Here is a 21,389-nt window from a genome sequence, read left to right on the forward strand (position 1 = left end):
CGTGACGACCAGATCCGAAGCACCGCTCGTCAACGGACGGGAATTCATTGCCGTCATGGAAGACCACCTCGCAGGGAACTACGACAAGGCCGCCGAGCGCGTGGCCGCGCTCGCCCGCCGGGCTGAGCTTGGAGGCCACGCCCGGTTCCCTGCCAAGGCCGACGAGATCGCCGCCCGCCTTCGTCAGCGCCAGGCCGGTGAGGCCGAGGACGGCAGGTCGCTGCCCGGCGCCGTCGTCACCATCACCGTCGCGGCGAGCTGAGGCCCGCCGGCACGGCGAGGGCCGACCGGCTTCCCCGATCGCTCGGGGGTGGCGGCCGGTCGGCCCGGTGTTCCTCCGCCCTCTTGCGAGGACTCCCGAAGTCTAGAACCCGTGCCGGCGCCTCCCAGGGCCCGAACCACCACCCATCAAGATGAGTGATCGGAATGCCACGGTCAGTGATGAACACGGAGCCGATCTTGGCGGTGAGGATGATCTTCAACGGCGATGGCTGCAAGATCATCTTCAGGCGAGGGCGTCAAGATCATTTTCCCCGCTCCCCGAAGGGGTGCTGCACGTCGCGGCGTGAAACTTTCCGGCGCCCCGAACGCGGCGGCGCTGGAAATTTCCACCGGCCGCCGTTGAAAGTTTCCACCGGCCAAGGGCGCGTCCGGCAGAGTCCCGTGAAATTTCAGCCCGGTGGTCCGGTGAAACTTTCCAAGATCAACTTCATGGGGTGCTGCCGGTTTCCTGCAGAAGGACCCAGGTGACCTTCGGGAGTTTCCGCCGTCGCTGGGAGGGGCCAAAGGAGCCAGCCTGGAGACCCGGGAGCCGACCACCGCGTGCCGGCGAAGCTGGCGCCGACAGTCGGCGGCCGACCGCCGGCAGGGGAGAGCCGGGCGTCGGCGCCCGGGCAGGAGCGATCGATCCGCCCACCAGCCCGAGGAGCCGCCTGGTCCGGTCCCGCCCAGGGGAGCGCCAAGACCGCCGAGGGGCTTGTCGAGGCCGTCGGCTCGGGTCACCGAGGGTAAACCGCAGTGCGGCATGCCTCCAGGCGCTGGGGGAGCCCTTGGAGTGACCCAACGCGCCCGCGCGCGCCCGCGCGCGCGAGAATAGCGGCAAACTGCACCACAGCCAAGTCGGAACTGCGGTGACGGAGAGTCAAAACTGCACCGCCGGAATCGCTGGCTCGGCCCCCACCCCGGATAGCCAGCCACACCCATCAGGGCCGCAGCCGCATACTCAGAGCGTTTTCGCAGCTCAACGGGCACTGGTTACGGAGCCGCAGCGGGATATCCCGGGCTCAAGGCATGGGTCGGCGCCGAGCGTGACGCCGAAGTCGGCCACGCTCCGCAGGACGGGGAGGACGACCGGCGCACGGAGGCGCGAAGCGCCCGTCCCCTCGGGAAAGCGCTGTCGCCGCCTTTCCCTACCGCGCGTCGGCAGCACGGCGGAACGGGAGCGACGCGACCCCGCGGCACCGGGCGCGTGAAAGTTCTCCTGCAGACAGGACCGGCGCTCGCGCGTGAAACCCGACCGCACCCGGCGGTACTGCGTGCAGTTTCACGCGCCGGGCGCGTGAGTCGCGCAACGAGCGCGTGAAACTGCACGGGCCCCGCTGGCCGGCCGTCGTGAAGTTTCCGCTGCGGCGCACGGCACCGGCATGAAACCGCCGCCGTGAAACTGGCGCGGTGCCCCGTGAAATTTCACGCGGAGCCCGGTGGAAACTTCGCCGGGCTCCGCGTGAAACTTCACGGAAAACTTCAAAGGCCCCGAGTTTCGGAAGGAAACGCCCGAAGAGAACCAAGGGGCTATTTAGGGCGCTACGCAGGTCAGAGATAGCGTAGCGCCCTAAATGCCGGGTATGCGGCGCAGGCCCCACGGAGGGTGGACATTTAGGGCGCTACGCCTTGTGCGCGCGGGCCGGGTACCGTGACCCGGTTCGGTCCCTGACTAAAACAACGTATGATCGGGGCCCCGCAGAGAGGAGCCCGCAGTGATCCCAGCCGGCCGACGCGTCGTCGACCGCGTCCAGGCCCGAGCCGCTCTCGCGGTAGGTCGCGGGGTGTGGAACACCGCGGCCCGCGCCGAGCTCGAGGTGGCCGTCGACATCGTCAACACCTCCCCGGTGCTGTACCTCCTCGACCAAGTCCACGCCCACGCCGACGGGCGCCGGATCCCGCCGGGCCCCACCGGCAATCACGACGACGACCTCCTCAACACCCGCGAAGCCGCGGCACTCCTGGGGTGGACCGCGCAAAGCGTGCGCGAGGCCGATAAAGCCGGGCGCCTCGATGGCGGAATCGACCGATACGGGCATCGCTTCTGGCCGCGCCGCATTCTGAACCAGCGCCGCGACAATCCAATGCCGAAAGCCCCGAAAGGCCCTGTGAGGGAACGCCTCGGCACCGAATACGGTGAGCGCGAATAGCCTGCGGCAATCCCGTATCGGAAGATCGGGCTCCCATCGGTGCGACCACGGAACCCTGGGACGCTCCCGTGTCGGCCCACCCGGGCGGCGAGCCGGCGACCCGACGACCGCCGCCAGCCACCCCAACCCCGGCTATCTGGGGGTACTATTAAACACATGGAGATCGTGGAGAAGCGCGGCCGGCGCGTCACCGACAGCATCGGTGCAGCCGAGTACGTGGGGCTGACGCCGGGGACCCAGCGCGTCTACGCCCACCGGCGGGACGAGTACGGCTGGCCCGAACCGGTCGAGACCGAGACGGTGAGGGGCGGCGTCGTGCGGCACTGGTACGCCCTAGACGACCTGGACGCGTTCAAGCAGGCCCGCGCCACCCCACCGGCACCACCAGAGACCATCTGGGACGGCCCCGGCCACGCCCTGCTGTCCGCCCGCGACATCAGCGTGCTCGCCGACATCAAGCACGGCACGTGGAAGGTCTACGAGCGCGACTCGGCGAGCGCGTGGGCGAGGGGCCAGGACGGCTACCTGCCGCTGCCGACCTGGGACACCAAGATCCAAGGCGGCCCCCCTCCGGAGGAGGAGCTGGCCGACCTGGGTCTGCCCAACCAACCCGGTCCCCGCCCGACCCGGTACTGGCGCGCCGAGGTCATCTTGCCGTGGCTGGCGAGCCGGACCACCAGGGACGCCGCAGGCCGTCCGGGCAGACAGGGCCGGCGGAGCGGTCCCGTCCCGAAGGTCGGCGACCTGGAGGAAGCGCTCAAGCGGCTCGCCGGGCGGGCCGGCCATACCTCGCCGCCCACCAATGCCGAGATCGCCGCCGAGCTGAGCGAGCAGTTCGAACGCGAGGTGAGCGTGCGATCCGTGATGAGGCTCAAAAAGCACCAGCGTGACCAGGCCGACCAGGAGCAGGCGAGCGCGACCTGAGGCAGTGGCTACGAGGCGGTGCCACCGGCGACCGCGCGCCGGATCGCCGCGCGCATGATGTCCCCGGTGGTGACCACGCAGCCGCGGAGACGCTCACGTGCGGCCAGGGCCTGCTCATCGGGCCACTCCAGGCCGGGATCGCGGCGCCGACGACTGGCGGGCCCGTGGCCGTAGCGCCGCGCCCACGTCTCCAGGCGGCGCACCGCAGGCTCGGAGACCCAGTAGGCAGCCAGGCGCACCGTCTGCGCCAGTGCGGGGTCCAGCACCACGGTGATGGTGACGACGTCCTCCCTGGGAGCGCCCGTCCGGTGCTCGCGGGGGCTGACACCGACCTGGCGGCCGGGAAGACGGACCGGCGCCGGCGGCCAGTCGGTGTTCCAGCCGCGCTCGCCGAGCAGCGCCCGCAGGTGCGCGGTGACCACGGCGGTGCGGGTGTCCAGGAGTGCGCCGGTCAGGCGGCGGTCGGCGAGGCGATCGTGCACCGTCCGGCGCCGCCACGCCACGGTGGTGGTGTCGGTTCCCGGTGCGGCCGCAGGGTCGCCGAAGGCTTCGCTCGCGCGCTCGGCCGCCGCGGCCTTCCGGTGGGCGGCGACGATCGCGTCCAGGGCGTCGCGCAGGGGCGCGGGCAGATCGACGGAGAAGCGGTCCATGACGTGGCTCAGCGGGCGGAATGGGGCGGCGCGGAATGGTTGTGCGGTGACGCTCATGCCCGTCACGCTCGCCGCCTGGGTGCGACACGCCCGTGGTCAGGGGCGTAGCGCCCCGTAGCGCCCCGCCGCCAGCTGGTCGGGCCGGGCCGACGGATCGGTGTGTGGTCGGCGGCGAAGAACCTGTACAGGCTAGGCGCGCAGGGCCCGGGGGCCGGCGACCCGAACGGGTGAGCGCGATGTTGGCGGGCCCGGAGCGAGAGCTCCGGGCCCGCGCTGTTACTGCCGGCGCATGTCGATGACCGGAACCTGCTCGAAGCCGGTCACCTCGGTGAAGAAGCCCTCGGTGTGCTTGTTGAGCTCGTAGTCGGCCTCGGTCGGCTTGTGTTCGTCGCAGTGGATCTCAGTGAACCGCTTGGTGGTCATGAGTTCGCTCGGGTCGGACATGGAGTCGAAGACGTCGCATGCGACGACGGTGCTCCATTCTCCCGGCTTGGAGCAATTCCGGTGCTCGCAGATCGTGTGATCCATCGGGGGTTCCTCACTTGTCGGCGTGTTGCGGAAGTTGCCGATTCCGCTTGTTAAATAGTACCCCGAGATAGGTGGTTTCAAAGGGAGGATCATGTGGTGTTCGTCATGATAAAAGTCTGCTCTGAACTGGCACAACGCGCTAATGTGGGGTACTATTTAACACGTGAGGGAAAGGGGAAGGCAACCCCCTCCTCACGATGTTCACCCACCACGAAAGGACGGCCGAACATGGCCCTTTCCGCCACCGTTCTCGCCAGCGACACCACCATCCGCAACTCCGGCTTCAACGGGATGCTCTCCACCCTCTCCGAGCTCCGCGAGCGCCAGATCGACGCCGTCGTCGAGGCGCGCACCATCCGCGCCAACGACGGCCGCATCGAACTCCCGGACCTGCCCACCGGCCCGGTCGGCACCCCCTTCGGCGCCCGCCACCTCTCCGGGATGCCCTTGCTCCCCACGAGCGTGTTCCTCTCGGGCATCGCCAGCGGCCTCGACATCCCCGTCAAGTACCTGCGCCGGATGCATCGCTACGCCCCCGACCTGTTCGACGCCAACGTCAACTACTGGCTGCAGGACGGCGAGGCGCAACTGCTCATCCGCGCCTACAGTGGCGACCAGGCCGGCGTCGCGCGCGCCTTCCTGTCCAACTCCTACCGGATCATCGACAACTACGACGTGCTCGTGCACGCGCTGGCCGCCTTCGGCGACGCCGGAGTCACGCCCACGATCGAGCGCTGCGACCTCACCAGCGAGCGCATGTACGTCTCCCTGACCGTGCCCGGCGTGACCGTCGAGGCCCCCACCCTCCTGCGCGACTACCGCGCCCCGCGCGGCGGATCGGGCAACGACCTGCCCGTCGTCGCCGCCGGACTCAAGATCACCAACTCCGATGTCGGCCAGGGCGGTTTCATCATCACCCCCTGGGCGAAGGTCCTCGTGTGCTCCAACGGCATGACCTTCACCGCCTACGCCTCCCGCCGCAACCACCGCGGCCACCGCATGGAGGAGGGCCTGGTCCTCAACGACGCACGCGTCGTCAAGGCCCACCTCAACCTCATCGGCGAGGAGGTCCGCGCCGCCGTCAAGGAGTACCTGCACACCGACTTCCTGTCCGCCCGCGTCACCGAGCTGGAAGAACTGGCCGGAACCCGCCTGCCCGCAGCCGCCGACACCATCCGCCTGATCACCACCCAGGCCGACTACTCCAAGGAGCTCGCCGAGGCCGTCGTGCAGCGCTTCATCGAAGGCGGCCAGGTCACCGCAGGCGGCTACCTCAACGCCCTGACCTCCCTGGCCCAGGAGCTGCCCGACGCCGCCACCGCCCACGCCATCGAGGCCGACGCCCCGGGCCTCATGGCCCAGGCCGCGCGGTACGCCCTGACCGCCTGACCACCGGCCCCATCGACGGCCCCGGTACGCCGGGGCCGTCTCCCATGCCCGCACCGGCCCGCCCCGAGAGCCGGGAGCGAAACCCGTACAGGCTAAGCGCGCAAGCGGGCCCACGGCCCAGGCGCTACCCTGGACCTGCAGGACGGAGCGGCCCTCTCGGGGGACGACCTTTCTTGTTGGTGAACACCGATGGCCGGGGCGTTGCCGAAACGCCCTCCCCGTGAGGGCTTAGCCCCGGTCATCACTTACTCCCCGCGCCGGCCCGCCGTGCCGCGCTCGCCTTCTTTCCGCACCGGAAGAAGCCGATCCCCGCCCGATGTGGGCAACACCACTCAATGTTTTCGCAGGTCAAGCCCTATTTAAGCACTAATACGGGGTACTATTTAACAGGCGGGACGGCAACCCCGCGCCACACCAACAACGACAGGAGGCCGCCATGGCCGACCCCTTCGAGCCGCAGTCGACCCCCCGGACCGGGGACGTCGTGGAGTTGTGGCCCGGCCTCGACTTCGTCATCGTGCACGCCTACTCCCGGGCCGAGGCGATCGCCGACGGGGTGCTCATCCCCATTCCGGCCGAATCCCAGCAGTACGCGCCGCTGATGATGCCGGGGGTGTTCACCGCTCCTTTGTGGCACGCGGCCGCCCCCGCATGGACCGAGGCTCCGGCGGCGGCGCGCCTCAAGACGATCTTGCAGATCATCGCCGAGCACCACGGTGCGCACTGCGACGGTGACCACTTCATCGACCTTCCCGCAGGGGCGCTGCCCGCCCGGGAGAACGGCCAGCCCGGACGCGAGCGGATCTGGTACCACGTCGGCGCGGGCGACACCGGGGATCTGGTGCTCACGGTCGGATTCCCCGAAGACCGCTAGCGCCCCTTGAGGCGGCGACGGAGACCGGTTCGCCGCCCGAGGGCAAAATGAAAGCAAATCGCGCCCGATCGCCTTTCCATAGGCGGTCGGGCGCGATTCCTATTCGTCAAAACAATTCATGTTGATCATGCATTTTCCCTGCTCAAGCCTTGTTGACAAGTCTAATAGGGGGTACTATTTAACACGTGGGACGGCAACCCCACACCACACCAACAAGTCAAGGGAGTGACCGTGAAGGACACCACCACCCGCATCAATGACGGAGTCACCGCCGCCGAACGGCGAGTGCTGAACAACTCCGAATGGCTCAGCCCGTTCCTGACCCGTGTTCAGACCGCCCGTGCTCTCGTCGCCGCGCTGGTCCGCCGCCACTACGCCTACGACCTCACCATCAACATCGGGGTCGACGCGTGGAACGACGCCGAGAAGGTCCGCGCCGACGTGGCCGCCGCCGAAACCGCCTGCGCCGCCGTGCGCAACCGCACCGACGACCAGGTGGTGACCCTGGCCCTGATGTGGGGATGGCTGCGGTGCTTCGACATCGCCGGGGAGGTCGCCGAGCTGATCACCGACCCCGCGACCGATTCCGACCACGAGGACCACGCCGCTCACACCGCCCGCGTGGGCGAGCGCCGGGAGGTGCTGGCGAACCTTCTCACCCAGTTCGAGAAGGACCTCACCGAGGCTCACGGACCCACCGGGTCCTAGCCCCACCGGGTGCGCCGCCGCCCGGCGGCGCACCCCCACACCCGGGACGGCAACCCCGGGACCAGGTCACCAACAAGGAGCACCCCCCATGATCATCGAGATCACCACCGAGACGACCCACACGATCGCCGTCACCGACCGGGCCGACATCGTGTACGGCCCCCACCGCGCATGGCTGGAAGAGAGCACCCACAAGGCCATCACCGGGCACGACGCGCTCACCGGCCGCCTTGAAGCGATCTTCGGCGTCTCCTTCCAGCAGCTGACCGAGGAGACCGTCACCGGCACGGCCGCCGCCCGCGAGCTGGAGAGGTTCGCCAGCTACGCCGAAGGACTCGCGCTGACGCCTCTCCAGTCGGCCGCCGTAGCGGCCATCGGCAAATGGGTCACCCTCGACACCGCCTCACAGACCGCGTGGCGCTCCGTCAACATTTGCGACCCCGCCACCGTCGCCGAGCACCAGCGCGCCACCGCCAAGGCCGCCCGCGCCTTCACCGCCGCCCTGTGGGAAATCCAGCCCCAGCGATAGCCCGAGGACCGGGCGCGCTCGCTGCGCCCGGCCCCTCAGCCGAGAACGGAAACACGATGGCGAAGAACCTCACCGACACCCTGCGCGACCTGCAATCCCTTTGGTACCTGCGATCCTGCAACCACATGCACGACTCCCGGGGCCAAGGCGGCCTTATCGCCTATCCATGGGACGCCATCCGTTCGGATGCGTTCGCCGCCGCCGCCGAAGCCACCTTCGACGTGACCACCGTCGAACAGGCAGCCACGGCCGCCGAGGCCCTGCGCCACCGGCGCTACACGCCCCGGCCGGAGCTGGAGCCGTCGAGCCTCAACACACAGTGGTGGACCGAAACGGTCAACGAACTCGCCGACGACTACCTAGCCGCCGTGCAGCGCTGGCGGTAGACCCCCGCACCACCCCGGGACGGCAACCCCGGGAGACCACACCAACAAGCACCCCGACCCGAGAGGCCCCCACGATGACGAAGCCCCGCACCACCCGCAACCGCCGCCCCCGCGCTCGCCGGATCCGCCTGCTGTCCGAGGTGTCGCTACTGCAAGCCGAGGGCACCCCGACGCCCGGCGTGGTCATCGGCGAGGAGCACCGGCCCGGAGTCGGCCGCGTCTGGCACGTCGCCGTCATGAAGGGCCGCAAGCTCGTCAGCGTCGCCAGCGCCGACGGCCCCGAGCACATCGGACCCCGCGAGCCCGAGGCGGAACCGACCCACGCCAGCGTGTGGACGAAGCTCATGGACCGGATCACCGAACACGGTGCCCCCGCGATGAAGATCGGCGCACCCGTCTAGACCCGCCAGCCCGAGAAGCCCTCAGGACCGCCCCACCACGGGGCGGCCTGAGGCATGCGCGAACGAGCGCAGCAAGATGTGCATTCGTTTACACCCGGCCACCACCCGCCCCCCACGATCCCGCCAGCGAACCCGCAGGTCATCGCAGGGCGCTACGGGGCGCTACGCCTCGCACCACGGGTGTGCCACGCCCAGGCGGCCACGGTTGGCCCCATGACCGCCACAACGACCCTCCCGCCGGCCCTCGACGGCCGCTACCGGGCCCGCACCGGCGACCCGCGCAGCACCGTCGTGGCCTTCCGCATCACCCCCGGCCAAGCCCCCCACGTCACCGCCGCAGCGGCCCGCCGTGGCCTGACCGTCTCAGGGTTCGCCGCCGAGACCGTCCTTGAGGCGGCCACCGGAATCACCAGCGCCGAACTCGCCGACGGCGATCGCGCCGTCCTCGACCGCGTCCTGCGCCGCCTGGTCGCCGCGCGCGCCGCGATCACCTACACCGCCCCGCGAGACCCGCTGCCCGGCGGCGGCGAAGCCGTGGCGATGATCGACGCCGCGTGCGCCGAGATTCGGGCCTGGACGCGATGATCGGCCGCATCCACCCCCGCGGCTCCGACGTCCGAGGCGCCCTGGCCTACCTCTTCGGGCCCGGCCGCGAAGACGAGCACACCGACCCGCGCCTGGTGGCCACCTGGGACCAGCTCACCCCCCTGGCCGACCAGCAGCCGCACATCACCGCCAGCGGCCAGCCCGACCTCACCGGACTCACTGCGCTCCTGGAGGCCAGCGTCCCCTCACGCGCCGCGGCCGGCCACGTCTGGCACGCCTCGGTCCGCACCCACCCCGCCGACCGGCCCCTGTCCGACACCGAATGGGGCCATGCCGCCCGCGACATCGTCGCCCACCTCGGCATCGACCCCCACGACAACGCCCCCGGCGGGCGGTGGATCGCCGTACGCCACGTCGACGCCACCGACCCCGCCGGCGGTGACCACATCCACATCCTGGCGACCCTGGCCGCCGCCGACGGGACAACGGTGCGCACCGCGCACGAGAAACGCCGCCTGCGAGAGGCCGCCCGCCAGCTCGAAGACCGCCATGGACTACGCGCCACCGCCCCCGCCCACACCGCCGGACACGCATACGAGACCGCCGCCGAACAGCGCAAGGCCGCCCGCACCGGTCAGACCGACACCGCTCGCGAGTGGCTACGCCGCGCGGTCACCTTCGCCGCCGCGGCCGCCGACGGCCCCGACGCGTTCTTTGCCCGGCTCCACCGGCGCGGCATCCTCACCACCACCCGCCGCGACGCCACCGGCGCCATTACCGGCTACACCGTCGCCGACCCCGCGCACACCACCGCCGCGGGGCTCCCGGTCCGCTACGCCGGCGGATCCCTCGCCCGCGACCTGACCTGGCCTCGCCTCCTGCAACGCTGGTCGATCACCACCGGCACCGCACACCCCGGCCCCGACCTGACAACGCGCACCCGCGCCGCCGTGGCCGCCGCCACCACCGCTCTGCCGGGCCTGACTCCCGAAGAGGCCGCCGGCACCGCGCAGGCCGCCTGCGATCTGCTCACCGTCGTCACCCAGCTCGCCGAGCACACCGGCCCGGAGTGGAACCAGGCCGCCACCGCCGCCCACCGTGCCGCCCGCGAACCCGCCGGGCGCATCCACCACGCCTCCCACGCCGCCGTCCTGCGCGACCTCACCCGCCAGCTCGCCGCGACCACCGCCCCCATCAGCGGCGCCGGCCCCACCACGCGCGCACGCGAGCTGGCCGACCTCACCGCGATCCTGGCGGGCCTGGCCCGCCTGATCGAAGTCCTCGCCGACATCCGCGACCAGCAGCACCGCCCGCACCAAGCCCGCCCCGCCCGAGAGGCCGCCGCCGTCATCTCCGCGCGGACCACCACCGCCACCCCCGCAACACCGCCCGCAGGCGGCGACGGCGACCTGGGCGGCGTGCTCCAGCGCCTCCACACCGCCGGCTACCTCACTGCCACCCAGCTGCAGAACCTGTCGGCCACCAACGAACACACCCGGCTCGGCCACGTGCTGGACGCCCTCGGTGGCGACGCCTTCACCCGCCTGGCCCGCGCCATCACCGCCGCGCCCCTCCCCAGTGACACCGACCTCGCCACCGCGCTCGCCTGGCGCCTGGCCCACGCCGAACCCGACCTGGCGGCCATCGTGACCGACCCGGCCGCACCCACCACCCGACACACCAGGTAGGAGACATGGACATCCCTCCCGAACATCCCGATCTGGCCAGTGACCTGGTCACCAAATCCGCCCAGGGCCTGGCCCTGCTGGCCACCACCTGGTCGGCGTGGCGCGTGCTGGACATGGCACGCCAGCGCGACCGCGACGAGGCCGCCGCCTCCCACGCGGCATGGAACCAGCACCTGGCCGAACACGAAGCCGCCGCCCAGCGCCGCATGCAGATGGACGCCGACCGTGATGCGACGATCCTGGACATGGCCCGCGACCCGGAATGGATCGCCGAAGCCGGCCTCGCCGACCTCGGTGCCGCCTGGCGCACCGGGCAGTTGCGCCGCGACGACCCCCTCTTCAACCAAGAACACGTCGAGGAGGCCATCGGCAACGTCGAAAACCGCCTGTGGGAGATGTACCCCCGAGCGCAGTGGACCTTCGAACGCCTCCGCGAACAGGGCGCCGACCCCACCGAGGCGATGCGCGCCGCTGTCGACGACATGGTCGCCGCCCGCCCCCACCCCGGCCGCGCCGCCCACCTGGCCATCACCGCCGCCGACTTCCAGACCGCCTACAACGAACAGATCACCGGCCTAGCCGACCAGCTCGGCGAGCGCTACCTGCGCGAACTGGAGAACCTCGGCTACGACGGCGCCGGCGAAGTCGCCGCGACCTTGAGAGGCGGCCTGTCAGAAGCCCTGCGCTACCGCGCCGGCGACGACCGCAAAGACGCCGCCACGGCCGCCGCGATGCCCGACGACCCGGCCACGACCATCGACGAGCACCTCGTGACCGGCCGCAGTGACCACGGCGGCGACCACGGCCACGCCGCAGCACACGACGCCGCCGCCGCGACCGAAGAACACGAGCCCGCCATCGACACCCCCGTCGAAGGCCGCCACCCGGCCGAGCTCGTCGGGATGTTCCGCGGCGACGGGTTCGCCACCGGCACATCCACACCCAAGGCCACCACCACACCACCGCCGGCGAAACCCTCAGCGGCCCCCGCCCCGGACAAGATCAACCGGAGGAAGCTGTGACCCAGCCGCCCCTTCCCATCGCCGGACTGCCCACACCTCCACCCGCAGCCCCCGCCCCGCCGACCGTCCCCACATCTCCACCCGCAGCGACACCTGAGCCCGCGAAGGCGACGCTGCCGCGCCGCTACGCCGCCCTGGAGATCTGGGTGGCCGACTTCTTCGCCCCCATGTACCTCCACCGCATCATCGACAACCCCCACGCCTCCTGGTGCGCCGAGTGGTGGCGCCACGCCGAGGCCATCGACCGGCTCACCTACCTGTGGGACCTGTGGGAGCTCAACCGCCGCGGCGGCGACGAGGCCGTGTGGTGGCAATGGCTCTCCCACCACCTGACCATCCTTACCAGCCGCGACAACGGTCCCTTCCGGGCCTGCCGGATCGGCGACGGCGACCGGGCGGCCGAACACACCGAGCCGCGCATCCCGCGCCTGGCCATCGCCCCGCCCGGCTGGTGGCGGCCGACCAAGGCCAAGACCTGACGGCACCCCCCAACGCCCCCGCCACGGCGGGGGCGTTGCCTACCTACGGCGCCGGAAACGCTGCATGAGCGAGCTCTTCGGAGTCGGTGGCGCGATCTGCTCCGACCTCATTTGGTCCTGAACGGCCACCGCCTCGCCCATGACCTGGTGCGCGGTCGTCTTCATCTGCTTTCGGGTACCGAAGATCATGAAGTGCATCTCGTGGTAGCTGAGCTGGCACTTCTCCACAAGAGCCCGCGTCTCGTCGCTGTAGAGATGCTTCGACGGTGGGATGCGAACGAACGTCATCGGGCGGATCCGGTCCCACGGAAGGGCCTCCTCGGGGTCGTCCAGGTACTCCGTACGGATGGCGTACCGCAGCTCCTCGCACCACTGGGACAGGGAATCGTAGGCGCGGGCGACGCCCGAGTACTCACGATCACGCCGGGCCTCCTCGTGCAGCGCCGACTTCTGTGCGAAACCCACCGCCAGCGCGGTGCCCCCACCGATGAGTGCACCAGCGAGGGCGGCTGCGGCCGGCAGCCAGAGGGCGACCTCCATGGGCGTAGCGTAAGCCGATCAAGCCCCTGACCACCTCGGACTCACGAAGCTCCACCAAAGCACTCAACGGCGGCTGCCCCGCACGACCTCTACCCGGGCTTGTCCAGGTACTGCCGGCGGCGGGTTCGCTGAGACCAGCGTGGGAACCAGCGGGGTGACGGGGGCTCCCCGCCGCTGGAACGCCAGGTCCACCGCACGAGCGATCGCCGGAGTCGGAAACTCTCCAGGCGCGATCACCATCGCCGCCCCCCGATCCGGCGCGAACGGCACCGGCGGCGACGCCGCCGCCCCAGCCTCCCACGCCACCCGCCGTACCGCCGCGGCCGCATCCGGCCCCATCAGCGCCTCCCGCAACCGATCGACGGGTACCCGCCGCAGTGAGGAATCGCCGATCAGCACCCGCGTCGGTACCGGATCCAGCACCACCCGCCGCGCCTCACCCGACCGCAGCCCGCCGTCGACTGCCGGCAGTACCTCCAGGCGCGCCAACCGCTCCCTGGGAACGAAACCCGGCGACGTCCCGTCGAGCAGAAGACCCACTGCCGTGCCCGCCGGAAACCGCGACGACCGGTTGACCCCGTCAGCCAGACCGTCCAGCCAGTCCACGTCACCATCACGGGCCGATAGAGCCGCCAGCATCCCCGCCCCGGTGAAGGCCGCCTCCATCCGGCAGGCACCCGACAGCGACTCCTGATAGGTCACCACCGTCAGATGCACATCCGGCAGGACCGCGCGCGTGTTCATCGGGTCGTAGCACCATTTCCCCAGCAGCGCCTGGTGCGCCTCGGCGAGCGCGGCGTGCGGACCGGCCGCGGCGGCCACGACTTCGGCGACGCGTCCGACGAAGGCGGCGGTCTTCGCGGCTTCGACGCTGTCGTCAGCCGGTTCGGCCACCACCCACACCCGGCGCGCGGTGTCGGCATCGAACCGGGACCCGGCGTACACCCGTGACCACTCACCCTGTGGATGGACCGCGGCGACACCGTCCCCGCGGCGGCTGAAGATGTGCCCGTCAGGGACAGCGGCGTCCAGGAACTCGTCCCGGGCGGCGCCCCGCAACTCGCTGACCCAGCGCGTCCCGTCATCGGCGAGCACATCGCCCGCCACGGTGTCGTCGACGGGTGCGTGCTCGTCGACGAGATCGTCGTCTCCGGCGTCAGGGCCGAAGTCCTCATCGCGATCCGGCTCGGGAGGTTCGCTGCTCCAAGCCCGGTGGTCCTCCTCGGGGAACACCGCCTCCTTGACCCGCATCGCGTCGACTCCCAGCCGTGCGGCGGTCTCCAGCATTCCCATGGTCCCGTCGGCGGGATCACGATCGGTCACCCGCTGCAGCAGCGGCACCATCGCCGGCAGGGCGGTGAAGTCCAGGTGCTCGGGACGCAGCGCCTTCACACGCAGAGCCTCCAGACGCCGGATCACCAGGTGATGCCCCAGCCCGACCCGCGCCTCCTGCAGCGCGGACAGCGCCTGCTGGCGCTGGCTGGGAGGAAACGACGCCGTCAGCTCCGCCGGATCGAGGCCCGGCGGCAACACCACCGCCTCGCACTTGCCGCGCCAGTCGACGAGCAAGTCATAGGCGTTCTCAGCCGCCTTGTATCCCGCAGGGTCTGCGTCGAAGGCCGCCACGATTGGTAGATCGCCGAGGTGTGCTGTGGCCTCCGCGGCCAGCGCGACTTGCCCCGGAGTCAGCGCCGTACCGCCCGGTGCGACGACGAGGAACCTCGGCAGCCCGGGCCCGGTGGGGATTCCGGCGACGGAGGCGACATCGGCCGGTCCCTCCACCACCAGCACCGCATCGAACCGCGGCGGGTCGAGGGCCTCGTAGGGACCGGTGAGGCCCTCATGGAGCCCGTACAGCAGGTTTCCTTTGCTGAAGACGGTGTTCTCGCTGGTGTTCAGCCACTTAGGTGGCTTGTAGACCCCGTCGACAGGGGCCTGCGGGTCGACACGGCCGAGGAAACCGACCACCCCACGCTCGTCTCGGATGGGGAACACGACGCGCTCGCGGAACACGTCGAAGATGCGCCCCCTGTTGTTCATCTTGACCAGGCCGGCCTCAATCAGTTCGGGGTCACTGAACCCCAGCTCCCGCAGAGCCCGATAGAGGTGTTGCCAGCCGTCGTTGCCGCCCATGGGGGCGTACCCGATTTGATAGGCGAGCTGGCCGGCCACGGGGTCGATTCCCCTGCTCTCTAGGTAGGACAGCCCGAGGTCGTTGTGTCCGGCCACGGTGGTGCCCAGTTGCGCGCAGTAGAAGTCGGCGGCGACTTGGTTGGCCTCATACAGCCGCTCCGTCGGCACGGTCACGGCGCTCTCCGGTCCACGAACCGCGGCACCACCGGTTTCGGCGTCGCCGGTGTCTCAACCGGCATGAGCGCGGCGCCCTTCGCCTTCGCGGCCGCCTCCTTACGGCGCTTGCGGTCGGCCAGGAACGGCGCCTCGGCGAACAGAGCGTCCAGGGACGCCTTGTCGGCGATGGCATCGATGGCCTCCAGGACGTCCTCGGTGAGTTGCTCGGCGTCGGGGCCCTTGAACCACGGCCGCATCGACACCATCGTCGGACGCGTTCCTGAGGCGAACACGACTGCGGTCTGCTTGGCCATGGCACGGATGTCTTCGGTAGCCAGGATCCGCTGCCTGCGAAGGCTCACTGACACGCTGCGGTAGCCCTGCGCGTCACGGGAGATCGACTCCACAGGTACATCATGGTCACCGATCAACGTGGAGACGTCCCCGGCGAACTTGGTGTCGTCGGTGCCAGCGCCGACCAGTTTGACCGTCGCCGCCGCCCACATGGTGGCCATCCCCTGCTCACCCCACACCGGTGTGCCCTGGGCGATGTTCTGGAGGATGATCACCAACTGGATGAGCCTGCCACCGAAATGGCTCAGCCACGCGGGCAGCTCGATGAGTGGTGCCCCGTTGGCGGCCTCGTCGGCGATCACCACGAACGGGATCGGCATCCTCCCGCCGTTGGCCTCCGACACCCGCACAGCGGCACGCAAAGCCTGGTCAAGGAGCGCAGCGGCCAACGGGGCCGCACTGCCGGCACCGTCCTTGGCCAGGATGTACAGCGTGTCGGCTTGCTTGCTGGTAGCAGACAACGCCAAATGCGAAGGCAGCAGCCTGCGCAGCTTCGGGTCCTGCGACGACGGCGTGATCCAGACGAGCAGCTTCGGGTCCTGTAGACACCGCGCGGCCGTGGCTGCGGTTTGGTAGATCCCGTCACGAGTCTCCACCGCCCCGTTCTGGGCCTTCGTCAGGGCGCGAGCGGCCTCCGGGTACTTGTTGTCGCGCAGAAGCCGCACCGGGGCGGTGTCGCTGGAGTCGGCCAGCCACGCCTGCACATCGCGCATCGTGCCACCGTCCTTATACGCCGCGGCCAGAATCAGTCCGCACAACAGCTCCTCGGCGGCATCCAGCCAGAAATCGCTGCCCCCTTTCCCACCAGCGCGCAAGCGGGTCGTGAAGTGCGTGGCCAGACGTGCTGCCTCCTCGAAGGACTCGACACCGGCCAGCAGATCGACCCAGAAGGTCTGCTCCTGATACAGCAGGCCTTGAGGATCAAAGGCCCACACCGCGCCTCGCTGGGCGCGTGCGGCATGGGTGGTGGCCCAGATGTCGGCGCGGTTGGAGGTGGCGATCACCGCACCGGGGGCGTCAAGGATGTGCGGGGATGCCAGCGCGACGGTCTTTCCCGACCGAGGACCCATGAACGCCAGCACGCAGTCCTCCCAGGAAGACACCAGCAGAGGGCCTTTCCTTCCGCGCGGGAGCATCATGTCCCCCAGCGCCAGGCCCGTGTCGCGGTCGGTCAAGTCCCCGATGTCGATGTCATGAAGATCATCTCGAAGCCGCTTGGCGTTGGGTGCCTGCTTGGCAGCCGTCAACGCCTTGACCTCGTCCACGCTCGCCAGCGACACCAGCGGATCCCCTGGCTCGGTGCCAGAACCGCGCCACAACCGCACCCCGATCAAGATCCCGGAGGCCGGCGCGGCGATGAATAGGACCGACAGCACTGCCACCAGCCACAGTGGCGTGCCGCCGAAGGCGAGCGCGAACTCACCCTGGACGACACGTACAGCGAAGGCCGCACCGAACTCCAACCCCGGCTCCGCGCCGGTGATCCAGGCAGCCACGCGTCCCGCGGACCAAGTCAGCCAACCGGCGCAGATCAACCCCCACGCCGCACCAATGAGGATGTAGGCCCCGGTGGGGCCGGAGAACCCACCGACGCGGGGACGCAGTGCGCCACTCATCGTTCCTCCCGGATGGCCGCGTCGGTGTCATAGAGCCACAGCTCGTCCTCCACCAGCTGCAGGGACACTGGAAGACCAGGGCCCTCACCGGTCTTGATCAGGTACTTGCCGCGCCCGGGGTGGATCCCGGCACGCCGTCCAGTCATCGCCGTGCCGGCCCAGCTGGACACGAACGCGATCTCCGCCTCCGAAAGGCGGGTGATCTCGGAGACCTTCCGCAGCTCCCGCTCAGGCAACGCGGCCACGATCTTGATCGCGGACCGTTCGGCGAAGCCCCTGGCTTTCGCCCTGTCCTCCTCGGTTGCCAGCGCGGTCAGGTCATCGAGCGAGTGCGTGATCATCAGAGAAGCCATGCCGAGCTGCCGGTTCAGCCGAGTGAGGCTGTCGGCATACTCAACGAGCCCGGGAGCGCCGCGGAGGGCTCGCCACAGCTCGTCCATCACCGCCAGGAACCGCCGGCGTGGGGCCAGGCCCTGCTCGGCGAGCACTGCGGCGGCGTCGACGACGGCGAACGCGTACGCCCAGCACGACAGCATCGCCGCGCTCACGAGCTGGTCTCCGGACGTGCGCAGGGAGGAGATGTCGATGCTTACGGCCGGTGCCGCCAGGTCGATCGGTTCGGTCGTGGGCCCGTCGAAGATGCCTTTGAGCGCGCCTTCGCACAGCAACGTCAAGGTCGGTAGCAGCTCGGCGGTGACGCGCGCATAGGTCTCGGCGTTGGTGGTTCCGATCGCTTCCCGCAGCGCGTGGGGCCCTTCCCGCAGCAGCCGCAGCACGTCAGGGACCGTCGGGTCGGGACCGGCGCCCTGCCGGCGGGCGAGCAGGTCCACCGCGCGGGACAGGACGATCTCCTCGTGGTTGGAGATCGGGGCACGTCGCACCAGGGTCAGCAGCGCCATCAACAGGGACAACCGCCGCCCATGGACCTCTAGGCGCACCCGCTCGGCGGCCTCTCCGCTCATTTGCCGCAGTGCCGCGCCCAGTGGGCCGGCGTCCAGCGGGTTGATCCGGGAACGGCCGCGCCCGACATCGATGACCTGTCCACCAAGATGCTTGATCACCCGGGTGTAGTCGGGCTTGGTGTCACCGAGGATCAACGGCTGCATTCCGAAGGCGCTCATGCCGACCACTAGGCGTTTGGCCAGGCAGGACTTGCCGATTCCGGGTTGTCCCAGCAAGAACATGCCGGGGTTGGAGACCATCCCGGCGTCCATCCATGCCAGTGGATCCAGCCCGACGGTTTCAGCGTTGTGCATGTGCCGCCCGATCGGGACCCCCACGTGCGGTGCGCCCGACCCGGCGACGAACGGGAACAAGGGATGGCGGGTGGTGTTGGAAAACTCCGGGACTTCCGGGACGTGCAGGGCACGGCCGGCGCCGGGTGCGTGGCGCCCCCAGGCGGGCGGGACCGAGGTGACCGGGGCGTTCACGCGCGCACCTCCCACAGCACCTCACCGTTGAGGGTGAACACCTCGGCCTTCCGCCAGCCCAAGCCCTGCAAGACCTCGCCGGTGAAGCCGGTGTGTTCGCGGGAGAGCAAGCGCTTGTAACCCAAGCCGCGCGCGGCGCGCCACGCTGCGGTATATAGCAGGGGCGCGGCGTTGCCGATGAGCTCGCCCATGGAGTCGGTGACCTCCAAGGTCACGCCGTCCTCGTCGAGGGAGTAGACGGGATGGCAGACGGTGACCATCGCGCAGAGGCGCCCAAGATGGTCGGTGGCGCCGAGGGCGAACCGGGCCAGGGGAATGTCGGGGATGTCGACGACCGACAGAGTGAGCATGGGGTCCTCCGAACCGTCAGCGGTGGTGGGTGGGGGCGGGACGGAGACCGTCGGGAACCGCCACGTCGGGTGAGACCGTCGGCGCGGCAGTCGTCGAGCTGGCGAGCTCGCGGCGTTGTGTGGCCAGCTGCGCCGCCGTCGACGATGGCGAGAACGGGTTGTCGCCGAACCGGGCCTGGTAGGCCGCACGAAACCCCCCGGAGTCGTGCTCCTTCCCCTGCTCCCACGCGTTCGTGGCCAAGACCCGACAGACCAGGTAGGACGCGGCCTCCGCGCTAGCCTCGTGCGGTACCCCAGCAATGTCGGTGATCTGGCTGATGGCGTTGGGGATCGAGCCGGTCGCGCGCAGCTGCTGCGGGAACTCGGTGAGCAGATGCAGTTCCAGCCAGGCCCGCTTCGGCTCGTCGAAGGCGGTGGCGATCCGGTGGACCCAGCGTGCGGCTTCCTCCCCGACTGCGTACCGCTGGTCGGGTTCCAGTGAAGCGAGATGAGCGATGAGGGCGTCGTGGCCTTCGATGACGGTCGGGGACTCCAGATCCGCAGCGATCCAGGCGGTGTATCTCTTGGCGAAGGCGTCCTCGCTGGCGGCGGCCCGGGCGTCGGTACCCGGGCCTGCGGACGGGCTGGGGTCGGCCATCCCCGCCACCAGCCGACGCAGTGCCGTGGCCGCGGACCTGTCGCCGATGAGGGCGTCGGAGGCTTCGCAGAAGGTGTTGTAGTCGAGCATCGGGATCTCCTAAGGGGTGTGAGGAGCTCAGAAGAGGCAAGGCAGGGAGGGCGTGGGACATAGGCGAAGGCGTCAGTTCGGCCAGGTTCTGGCCAGGACGGGCGGACAGATCCCCAGCGGCAGCGTCGCGGCGAACAGGGCGGCGTTGCCGCCCCAGGCCCGGCGCATCAGCAGTTTCGAGGCCTCGGCGAGGGTCTCGACCTCGGCGACGGCGTGCGGGAGGTCGCTTTCGCTGGTGACGGTCGTGGTGACGACCATCGAGGTCAGTCCCAGCCCGGCCCCGGCGGCTTCCTCGTAGGCGGCGCGGTTGGCGCGGTCCCGGTCGGCGCGGTCGCGGGCTTTCTCGTCTCGGCGTTGCGCGGCGCGCAGCGCGTCGCGGAAGTCAGCAGCGTTGACCTCCCGCTCCACGGTCTTGGCGGCCTCGGCGGCGGTGAACGGCCGGTACATCAACGACACCCGCTTGGGATGCCGCGAGGGCGCCATGAGCCGCGCGAGCACGTAGGCGGTCACGTTGTGCCGGGGGGCCTCATGCCAGTACCAGGACACCGATCGCGCAGACTCGTGCCGGTAGTAGTCCCAGGTCTCCTCGGCGGCCACCGGTCCTGCGGCCTGCCACGACAAGTCCTTGCGGTCGCTGCCGTCTTCGAGGGCGCGGGTCACCGCTCCACGCGCGGCCGGGTCGAACGCCGCGCGCACGATCCCGGCCAGTTGCGCGGCGTCCATGCGGCTCAGCACGCTCACTCCGCAGCCGCCCAGTGCGTCCTGCAGGCCGGGCAGCAGCTGCACGACCTCGGCGATGGAGTCCTCAAGGTTCTTCGGTTTCGACAGGAACATCGACGGGTCGAAGGTGAGCGCCACCCACGTGGACACATCGGCGGCGGTGGACGGTGCGGCCGCCACGAGCTTGGACAGCAGGTGCCGCGCGGCGGCCGGCGCGGTCGGCGCCATACGCGTCGACACGTAGTCGGCCAATCGGGTCCCTGACGCCGGTGCGGTGTCGACGATGACGTTGACCCAGCTCAGCGCCGGAACATGCCCGAGGCCGGCCAGCCACGAGCCCCAGTTGGCGACCCAGGAGTCGACCTGGTCGTCGTCGACGAGCCAGGGTGCGGAGGCGGCTACATCCAGAGCCACCGTCAAAGTCCCCAGCCGGCGATGGTGCACCACCCCGAACTCCCCGGAAGCGTCGGAGGCGGTGACCACGTGGGTGGCGGCCAGCACCCCGGGCAGCTCCCAGGGGTGCTGGCCGTTCCCGGCCAGCCCTCCGGCATAGCGGTGGTGCCCCTTGGATGTACCCAGCAGCCAGCGCATCCGCTGGCGGCCCATCGACACTAGAGTCACCCCGTCCCAGCGCGCGATTGCCAGCACCAACACGATCGCGGCGATGGGCCCGACCACGATCAGCGCCGGCAAAGCCACCGACACAGTGATCAGCAGCGCGGTCAGAGCGGCCAGCACCAACACGGTCTGGAACTGTTCCAACCCGAACAAACCGATGCCCCGCGAGCGGCGCCAACCGCCGTAGGTGCGAACCGAACGATCCGACAT

General features: G+C 70.2%; 22 protein-coding genes. 13 read left to right on the forward strand and 9 right to left on the reverse strand.

Translation table 11 applies throughout. The features are described from left to right. Position 1: 1 nt before the first annotated feature. The 3 genes from AB0I28_RS32890 (at position 2) to AB0I28_RS32900 (ending at position 3,335) form a co-directional block, all read left to right on the forward strand. The gene (locus AB0I28_RS32890; protein WP_357499612.1) at positions 2-262 is read left to right on the forward strand and encodes a hypothetical protein; all 261 of its coding nucleotides are present in this window, start codon (positions 2-4) and stop codon (positions 260-262) included. A 1,783-nt stretch (positions 263-2,045) separates the two neighbouring features. After that, positions 2,046-2,411 (forward strand): hypothetical protein, encoded by a 366-nt coding sequence (locus AB0I28_RS32895; protein WP_357499613.1) that lies wholly within the window; start codon positions 2,046-2,048, stop codon positions 2,409-2,411. Between the two features lie 156 nt (positions 2,412-2,567). Further along, positions 2,568-3,335, forward strand: coding sequence for a hypothetical protein (locus AB0I28_RS32900; protein WP_357499614.1), 768 nt, complete (start codon positions 2,568-2,570; stop codon positions 3,333-3,335). A gap of 8 nt (positions 3,336-3,343) precedes the next feature. Here AB0I28_RS32900 and AB0I28_RS32905 read toward each other — a convergent pair whose 3' ends face one another. Both AB0I28_RS32905 and AB0I28_RS32910 read right to left on the reverse strand, forming a co-directional pair. Further along, complete coding sequence (locus AB0I28_RS32905; RefSeq protein WP_357499615.1) at positions 3,344-4,042, reverse strand: hypothetical protein; 699 nt, start codon at positions 4,040-4,042, stop codon at positions 3,344-3,346. A 219-nt stretch (positions 4,043-4,261) separates the two neighbouring features. Continuing rightward, positions 4,262-4,513, reverse strand: coding sequence for a hypothetical protein (locus tag AB0I28_RS32910; RefSeq protein ID WP_357499616.1), 252 nt, complete (start codon positions 4,511-4,513; stop codon positions 4,262-4,264). 228 nt (positions 4,514-4,741) lie between these two features. Between AB0I28_RS32910 and AB0I28_RS32915 the strand changes: the two genes are divergently transcribed. The 10 genes from AB0I28_RS32915 (at position 4,742) to AB0I28_RS32960 (ending at position 12,535) form a co-directional block, all read left to right on the forward strand. Further along, the gene (locus tag AB0I28_RS32915) at positions 4,742-5,902 is read left to right on the forward strand and encodes a hypothetical protein (RefSeq protein WP_357499617.1); all 1,161 of its coding nucleotides are present in this window, start codon (positions 4,742-4,744) and stop codon (positions 5,900-5,902) included. A gap of 436 nt (positions 5,903-6,338) precedes the next feature. Beyond that, entirely contained in the window at positions 6,339-6,776 is a 438-nt protein-coding gene (locus AB0I28_RS32920; protein ID WP_357499618.1) for a hypothetical protein, read from the forward strand. 231 nt (positions 6,777-7,007) lie between these two features. Then, the gene (locus AB0I28_RS32925; RefSeq protein WP_357499619.1) at positions 7,008-7,484 is read left to right on the forward strand and encodes a hypothetical protein; all 477 of its coding nucleotides are present in this window, start codon (positions 7,008-7,010) and stop codon (positions 7,482-7,484) included. A gap of 88 nt (positions 7,485-7,572) precedes the next feature. Then, positions 7,573-8,013 (forward strand): hypothetical protein, encoded by a 441-nt coding sequence (locus tag AB0I28_RS32930; RefSeq protein WP_357499620.1) that lies wholly within the window; start codon positions 7,573-7,575, stop codon positions 8,011-8,013. Positions 8,014-8,069: 56 nt separating this feature from the next. Next, positions 8,070-8,399 carry a hypothetical protein gene (locus AB0I28_RS32935; protein ID WP_357499621.1) on the forward strand — a complete coding sequence of 110 codons (330 nt, stop codon included), beginning with the start codon at positions 8,070-8,072 and terminating at the stop codon, positions 8,397-8,399. A 74-nt stretch (positions 8,400-8,473) separates the two neighbouring features. After that, positions 8,474-8,800, forward strand: a complete 327-nt coding sequence (locus AB0I28_RS32940; RefSeq protein ID WP_357499622.1) for a hypothetical protein — start codon at positions 8,474-8,476, stop codon at positions 8,798-8,800. A gap of 213 nt (positions 8,801-9,013) precedes the next feature. Beyond that, a complete protein-coding gene (locus AB0I28_RS32945) occupies positions 9,014-9,385 on the forward strand; it encodes a hypothetical protein (RefSeq protein WP_357499623.1) in 372 nt (123 codons plus the stop codon). Next, entirely contained in the window at positions 9,355-11,034 is a 1,680-nt protein-coding gene (locus tag AB0I28_RS32950; RefSeq protein WP_357499624.1) for a relaxase, read from the forward strand. The genes AB0I28_RS32945 and AB0I28_RS32950 overlap by 31 nt, the downstream gene beginning before the upstream one ends. Positions 11,035-11,039: 5 nt before the next feature. Further along, complete coding sequence (locus AB0I28_RS32955) at positions 11,040-12,056, forward strand: hypothetical protein (protein ID WP_357499625.1); 1,017 nt, start codon at positions 11,040-11,042, stop codon at positions 12,054-12,056. Continuing rightward, positions 12,053-12,535, forward strand: coding sequence for a DUF4913 domain-containing protein (locus AB0I28_RS32960; protein ID WP_357499626.1), 483 nt, complete (start codon positions 12,053-12,055; stop codon positions 12,533-12,535). The genes AB0I28_RS32955 and AB0I28_RS32960 overlap by 4 nt, the downstream gene beginning before the upstream one ends. Positions 12,536-12,574: 39 nt before the next feature. On the opposite strand, the gene AB0I28_RS32965 is transcribed toward AB0I28_RS32960, so the two are convergent. The 7 genes from AB0I28_RS32965 to AB0I28_RS32995 all read right to left on the reverse strand — a co-directional run bounded on the left by AB0I28_RS32965 (position 12,575) and on the right by AB0I28_RS32995 (position 21,389). Beyond that, the gene (locus tag AB0I28_RS32965) at positions 12,575-13,075 is read right to left on the reverse strand and encodes a hypothetical protein (protein WP_357499627.1); all 501 of its coding nucleotides are present in this window, start codon (positions 13,073-13,075) and stop codon (positions 12,575-12,577) included. Positions 13,076-13,138: 63 nt separating this feature from the next. Beyond that, positions 13,139-15,382, reverse strand: coding sequence for a DNA primase (locus AB0I28_RS32970; RefSeq protein ID WP_357499628.1), 2,244 nt, complete (start codon positions 15,380-15,382; stop codon positions 13,139-13,141). Then, positions 15,379-17,334: a type IV secretory system conjugative DNA transfer family protein gene (locus AB0I28_RS32975; protein WP_357499629.1), complete on the reverse strand. Its 1,956-nt coding sequence runs from the start codon at positions 17,332-17,334 to the stop codon at positions 15,379-15,381. Before AB0I28_RS32975 ends, AB0I28_RS32970 begins: the two co-directional genes overlap by 4 nt. Next, on the reverse strand, positions 17,331-18,764 hold the full coding sequence (locus AB0I28_RS32980) for a hypothetical protein (protein WP_357499630.1): 1,434 nt from the start codon (positions 18,762-18,764) through the stop codon (positions 17,331-17,333). Before AB0I28_RS32980 ends, AB0I28_RS32975 begins: the two co-directional genes overlap by 4 nt. Then, positions 18,761-19,114, reverse strand: coding sequence for an XF1762 family protein (locus tag AB0I28_RS32985; protein WP_357499631.1), 354 nt, complete (start codon positions 19,112-19,114; stop codon positions 18,761-18,763). The genes AB0I28_RS32980 and AB0I28_RS32985 overlap by 4 nt, the downstream gene beginning before the upstream one ends. Before the next feature lie 16 nt (positions 19,115-19,130). Then, the gene (locus AB0I28_RS32990) at positions 19,131-19,841 is read right to left on the reverse strand and encodes a hypothetical protein (protein ID WP_357499632.1); all 711 of its coding nucleotides are present in this window, start codon (positions 19,839-19,841) and stop codon (positions 19,131-19,133) included. A gap of 72 nt (positions 19,842-19,913) precedes the next feature. Further along, a complete protein-coding gene (locus tag AB0I28_RS32995) occupies positions 19,914-21,389 on the reverse strand; it encodes an SCO6880 family protein (RefSeq protein ID WP_357499633.1) in 1,476 nt (491 codons plus the stop codon).

It is taken from the genome of Phytomonospora sp. NPDC050363 (assembly GCF_040655735.1).
GTDB lineage: Bacteria > Actinomycetota > Actinomycetes > Mycobacteriales > Micromonosporaceae > Phytomonospora.

What these genes read in the sequence shown, in the direction of transcription:
- AB0I28_RS32900 (WP_357499614.1), top strand. Translation starts at nt 2,568, where the DNA reads ATGGAGATCGTGGAGAAGCGCGGCCGGCGCGTCACCGACAGCATCGGT.
- AB0I28_RS32905 (WP_357499615.1), bottom strand. Translation starts at nt 4,042, where the DNA reads ATGAGCGTCACCGCACAACCATTCCGCGCCGCCCCATTCCGCCCGCTG.
- AB0I28_RS32910 (WP_357499616.1), bottom strand. Translation starts at nt 4,513, where the DNA reads ATGGATCACACGATCTGCGAGCACCGGAATTGCTCCAAGCCGGGAGAA.
- AB0I28_RS32915 (WP_357499617.1), top strand. Translation starts at nt 4,742, where the DNA reads ATGGCCCTTTCCGCCACCGTTCTCGCCAGCGACACCACCATCCGCAAC.
- AB0I28_RS32920 (WP_357499618.1), top strand. Translation starts at nt 6,339, where the DNA reads ATGGCCGACCCCTTCGAGCCGCAGTCGACCCCCCGGACCGGGGACGTC.
- AB0I28_RS32930 (WP_357499620.1), top strand. Translation starts at nt 7,573, where the DNA reads ATGATCATCGAGATCACCACCGAGACGACCCACACGATCGCCGTCACC.
- AB0I28_RS32935 (WP_357499621.1), top strand. Translation starts at nt 8,070, where the DNA reads ATGGCGAAGAACCTCACCGACACCCTGCGCGACCTGCAATCCCTTTGG.
- AB0I28_RS32940 (WP_357499622.1), top strand. Translation starts at nt 8,474, where the DNA reads ATGACGAAGCCCCGCACCACCCGCAACCGCCGCCCCCGCGCTCGCCGG.
- AB0I28_RS32945 (WP_357499623.1), top strand. Translation starts at nt 9,014, where the DNA reads ATGACCGCCACAACGACCCTCCCGCCGGCCCTCGACGGCCGCTACCGG.
- AB0I28_RS32955 (WP_357499625.1), top strand. Translation starts at nt 11,040, where the DNA reads ATGGACATCCCTCCCGAACATCCCGATCTGGCCAGTGACCTGGTCACC.
- AB0I28_RS32965 (WP_357499627.1), bottom strand. Translation starts at nt 13,075, where the DNA reads ATGGAGGTCGCCCTCTGGCTGCCGGCCGCAGCCGCCCTCGCTGGTGCA.
- AB0I28_RS32975 (WP_357499629.1), bottom strand. Translation starts at nt 17,334, where the DNA reads ATGAGTGGCGCACTGCGTCCCCGCGTCGGTGGGTTCTCCGGCCCCACC.
- AB0I28_RS32985 (WP_357499631.1), bottom strand. Translation starts at nt 19,114, where the DNA reads ATGCTCACTCTGTCGGTCGTCGACATCCCCGACATTCCCCTGGCCCGG.
- AB0I28_RS32990 (WP_357499632.1), bottom strand. Translation starts at nt 19,841, where the DNA reads ATGCTCGACTACAACACCTTCTGCGAAGCCTCCGACGCCCTCATCGGC.
- AB0I28_RS32995 (WP_357499633.1), bottom strand. Translation starts at nt 21,389, where the DNA reads ATGTCGGATCGTTCGGTTCGCACCTACGGCGGTTGGCGCCGCTCGCGG.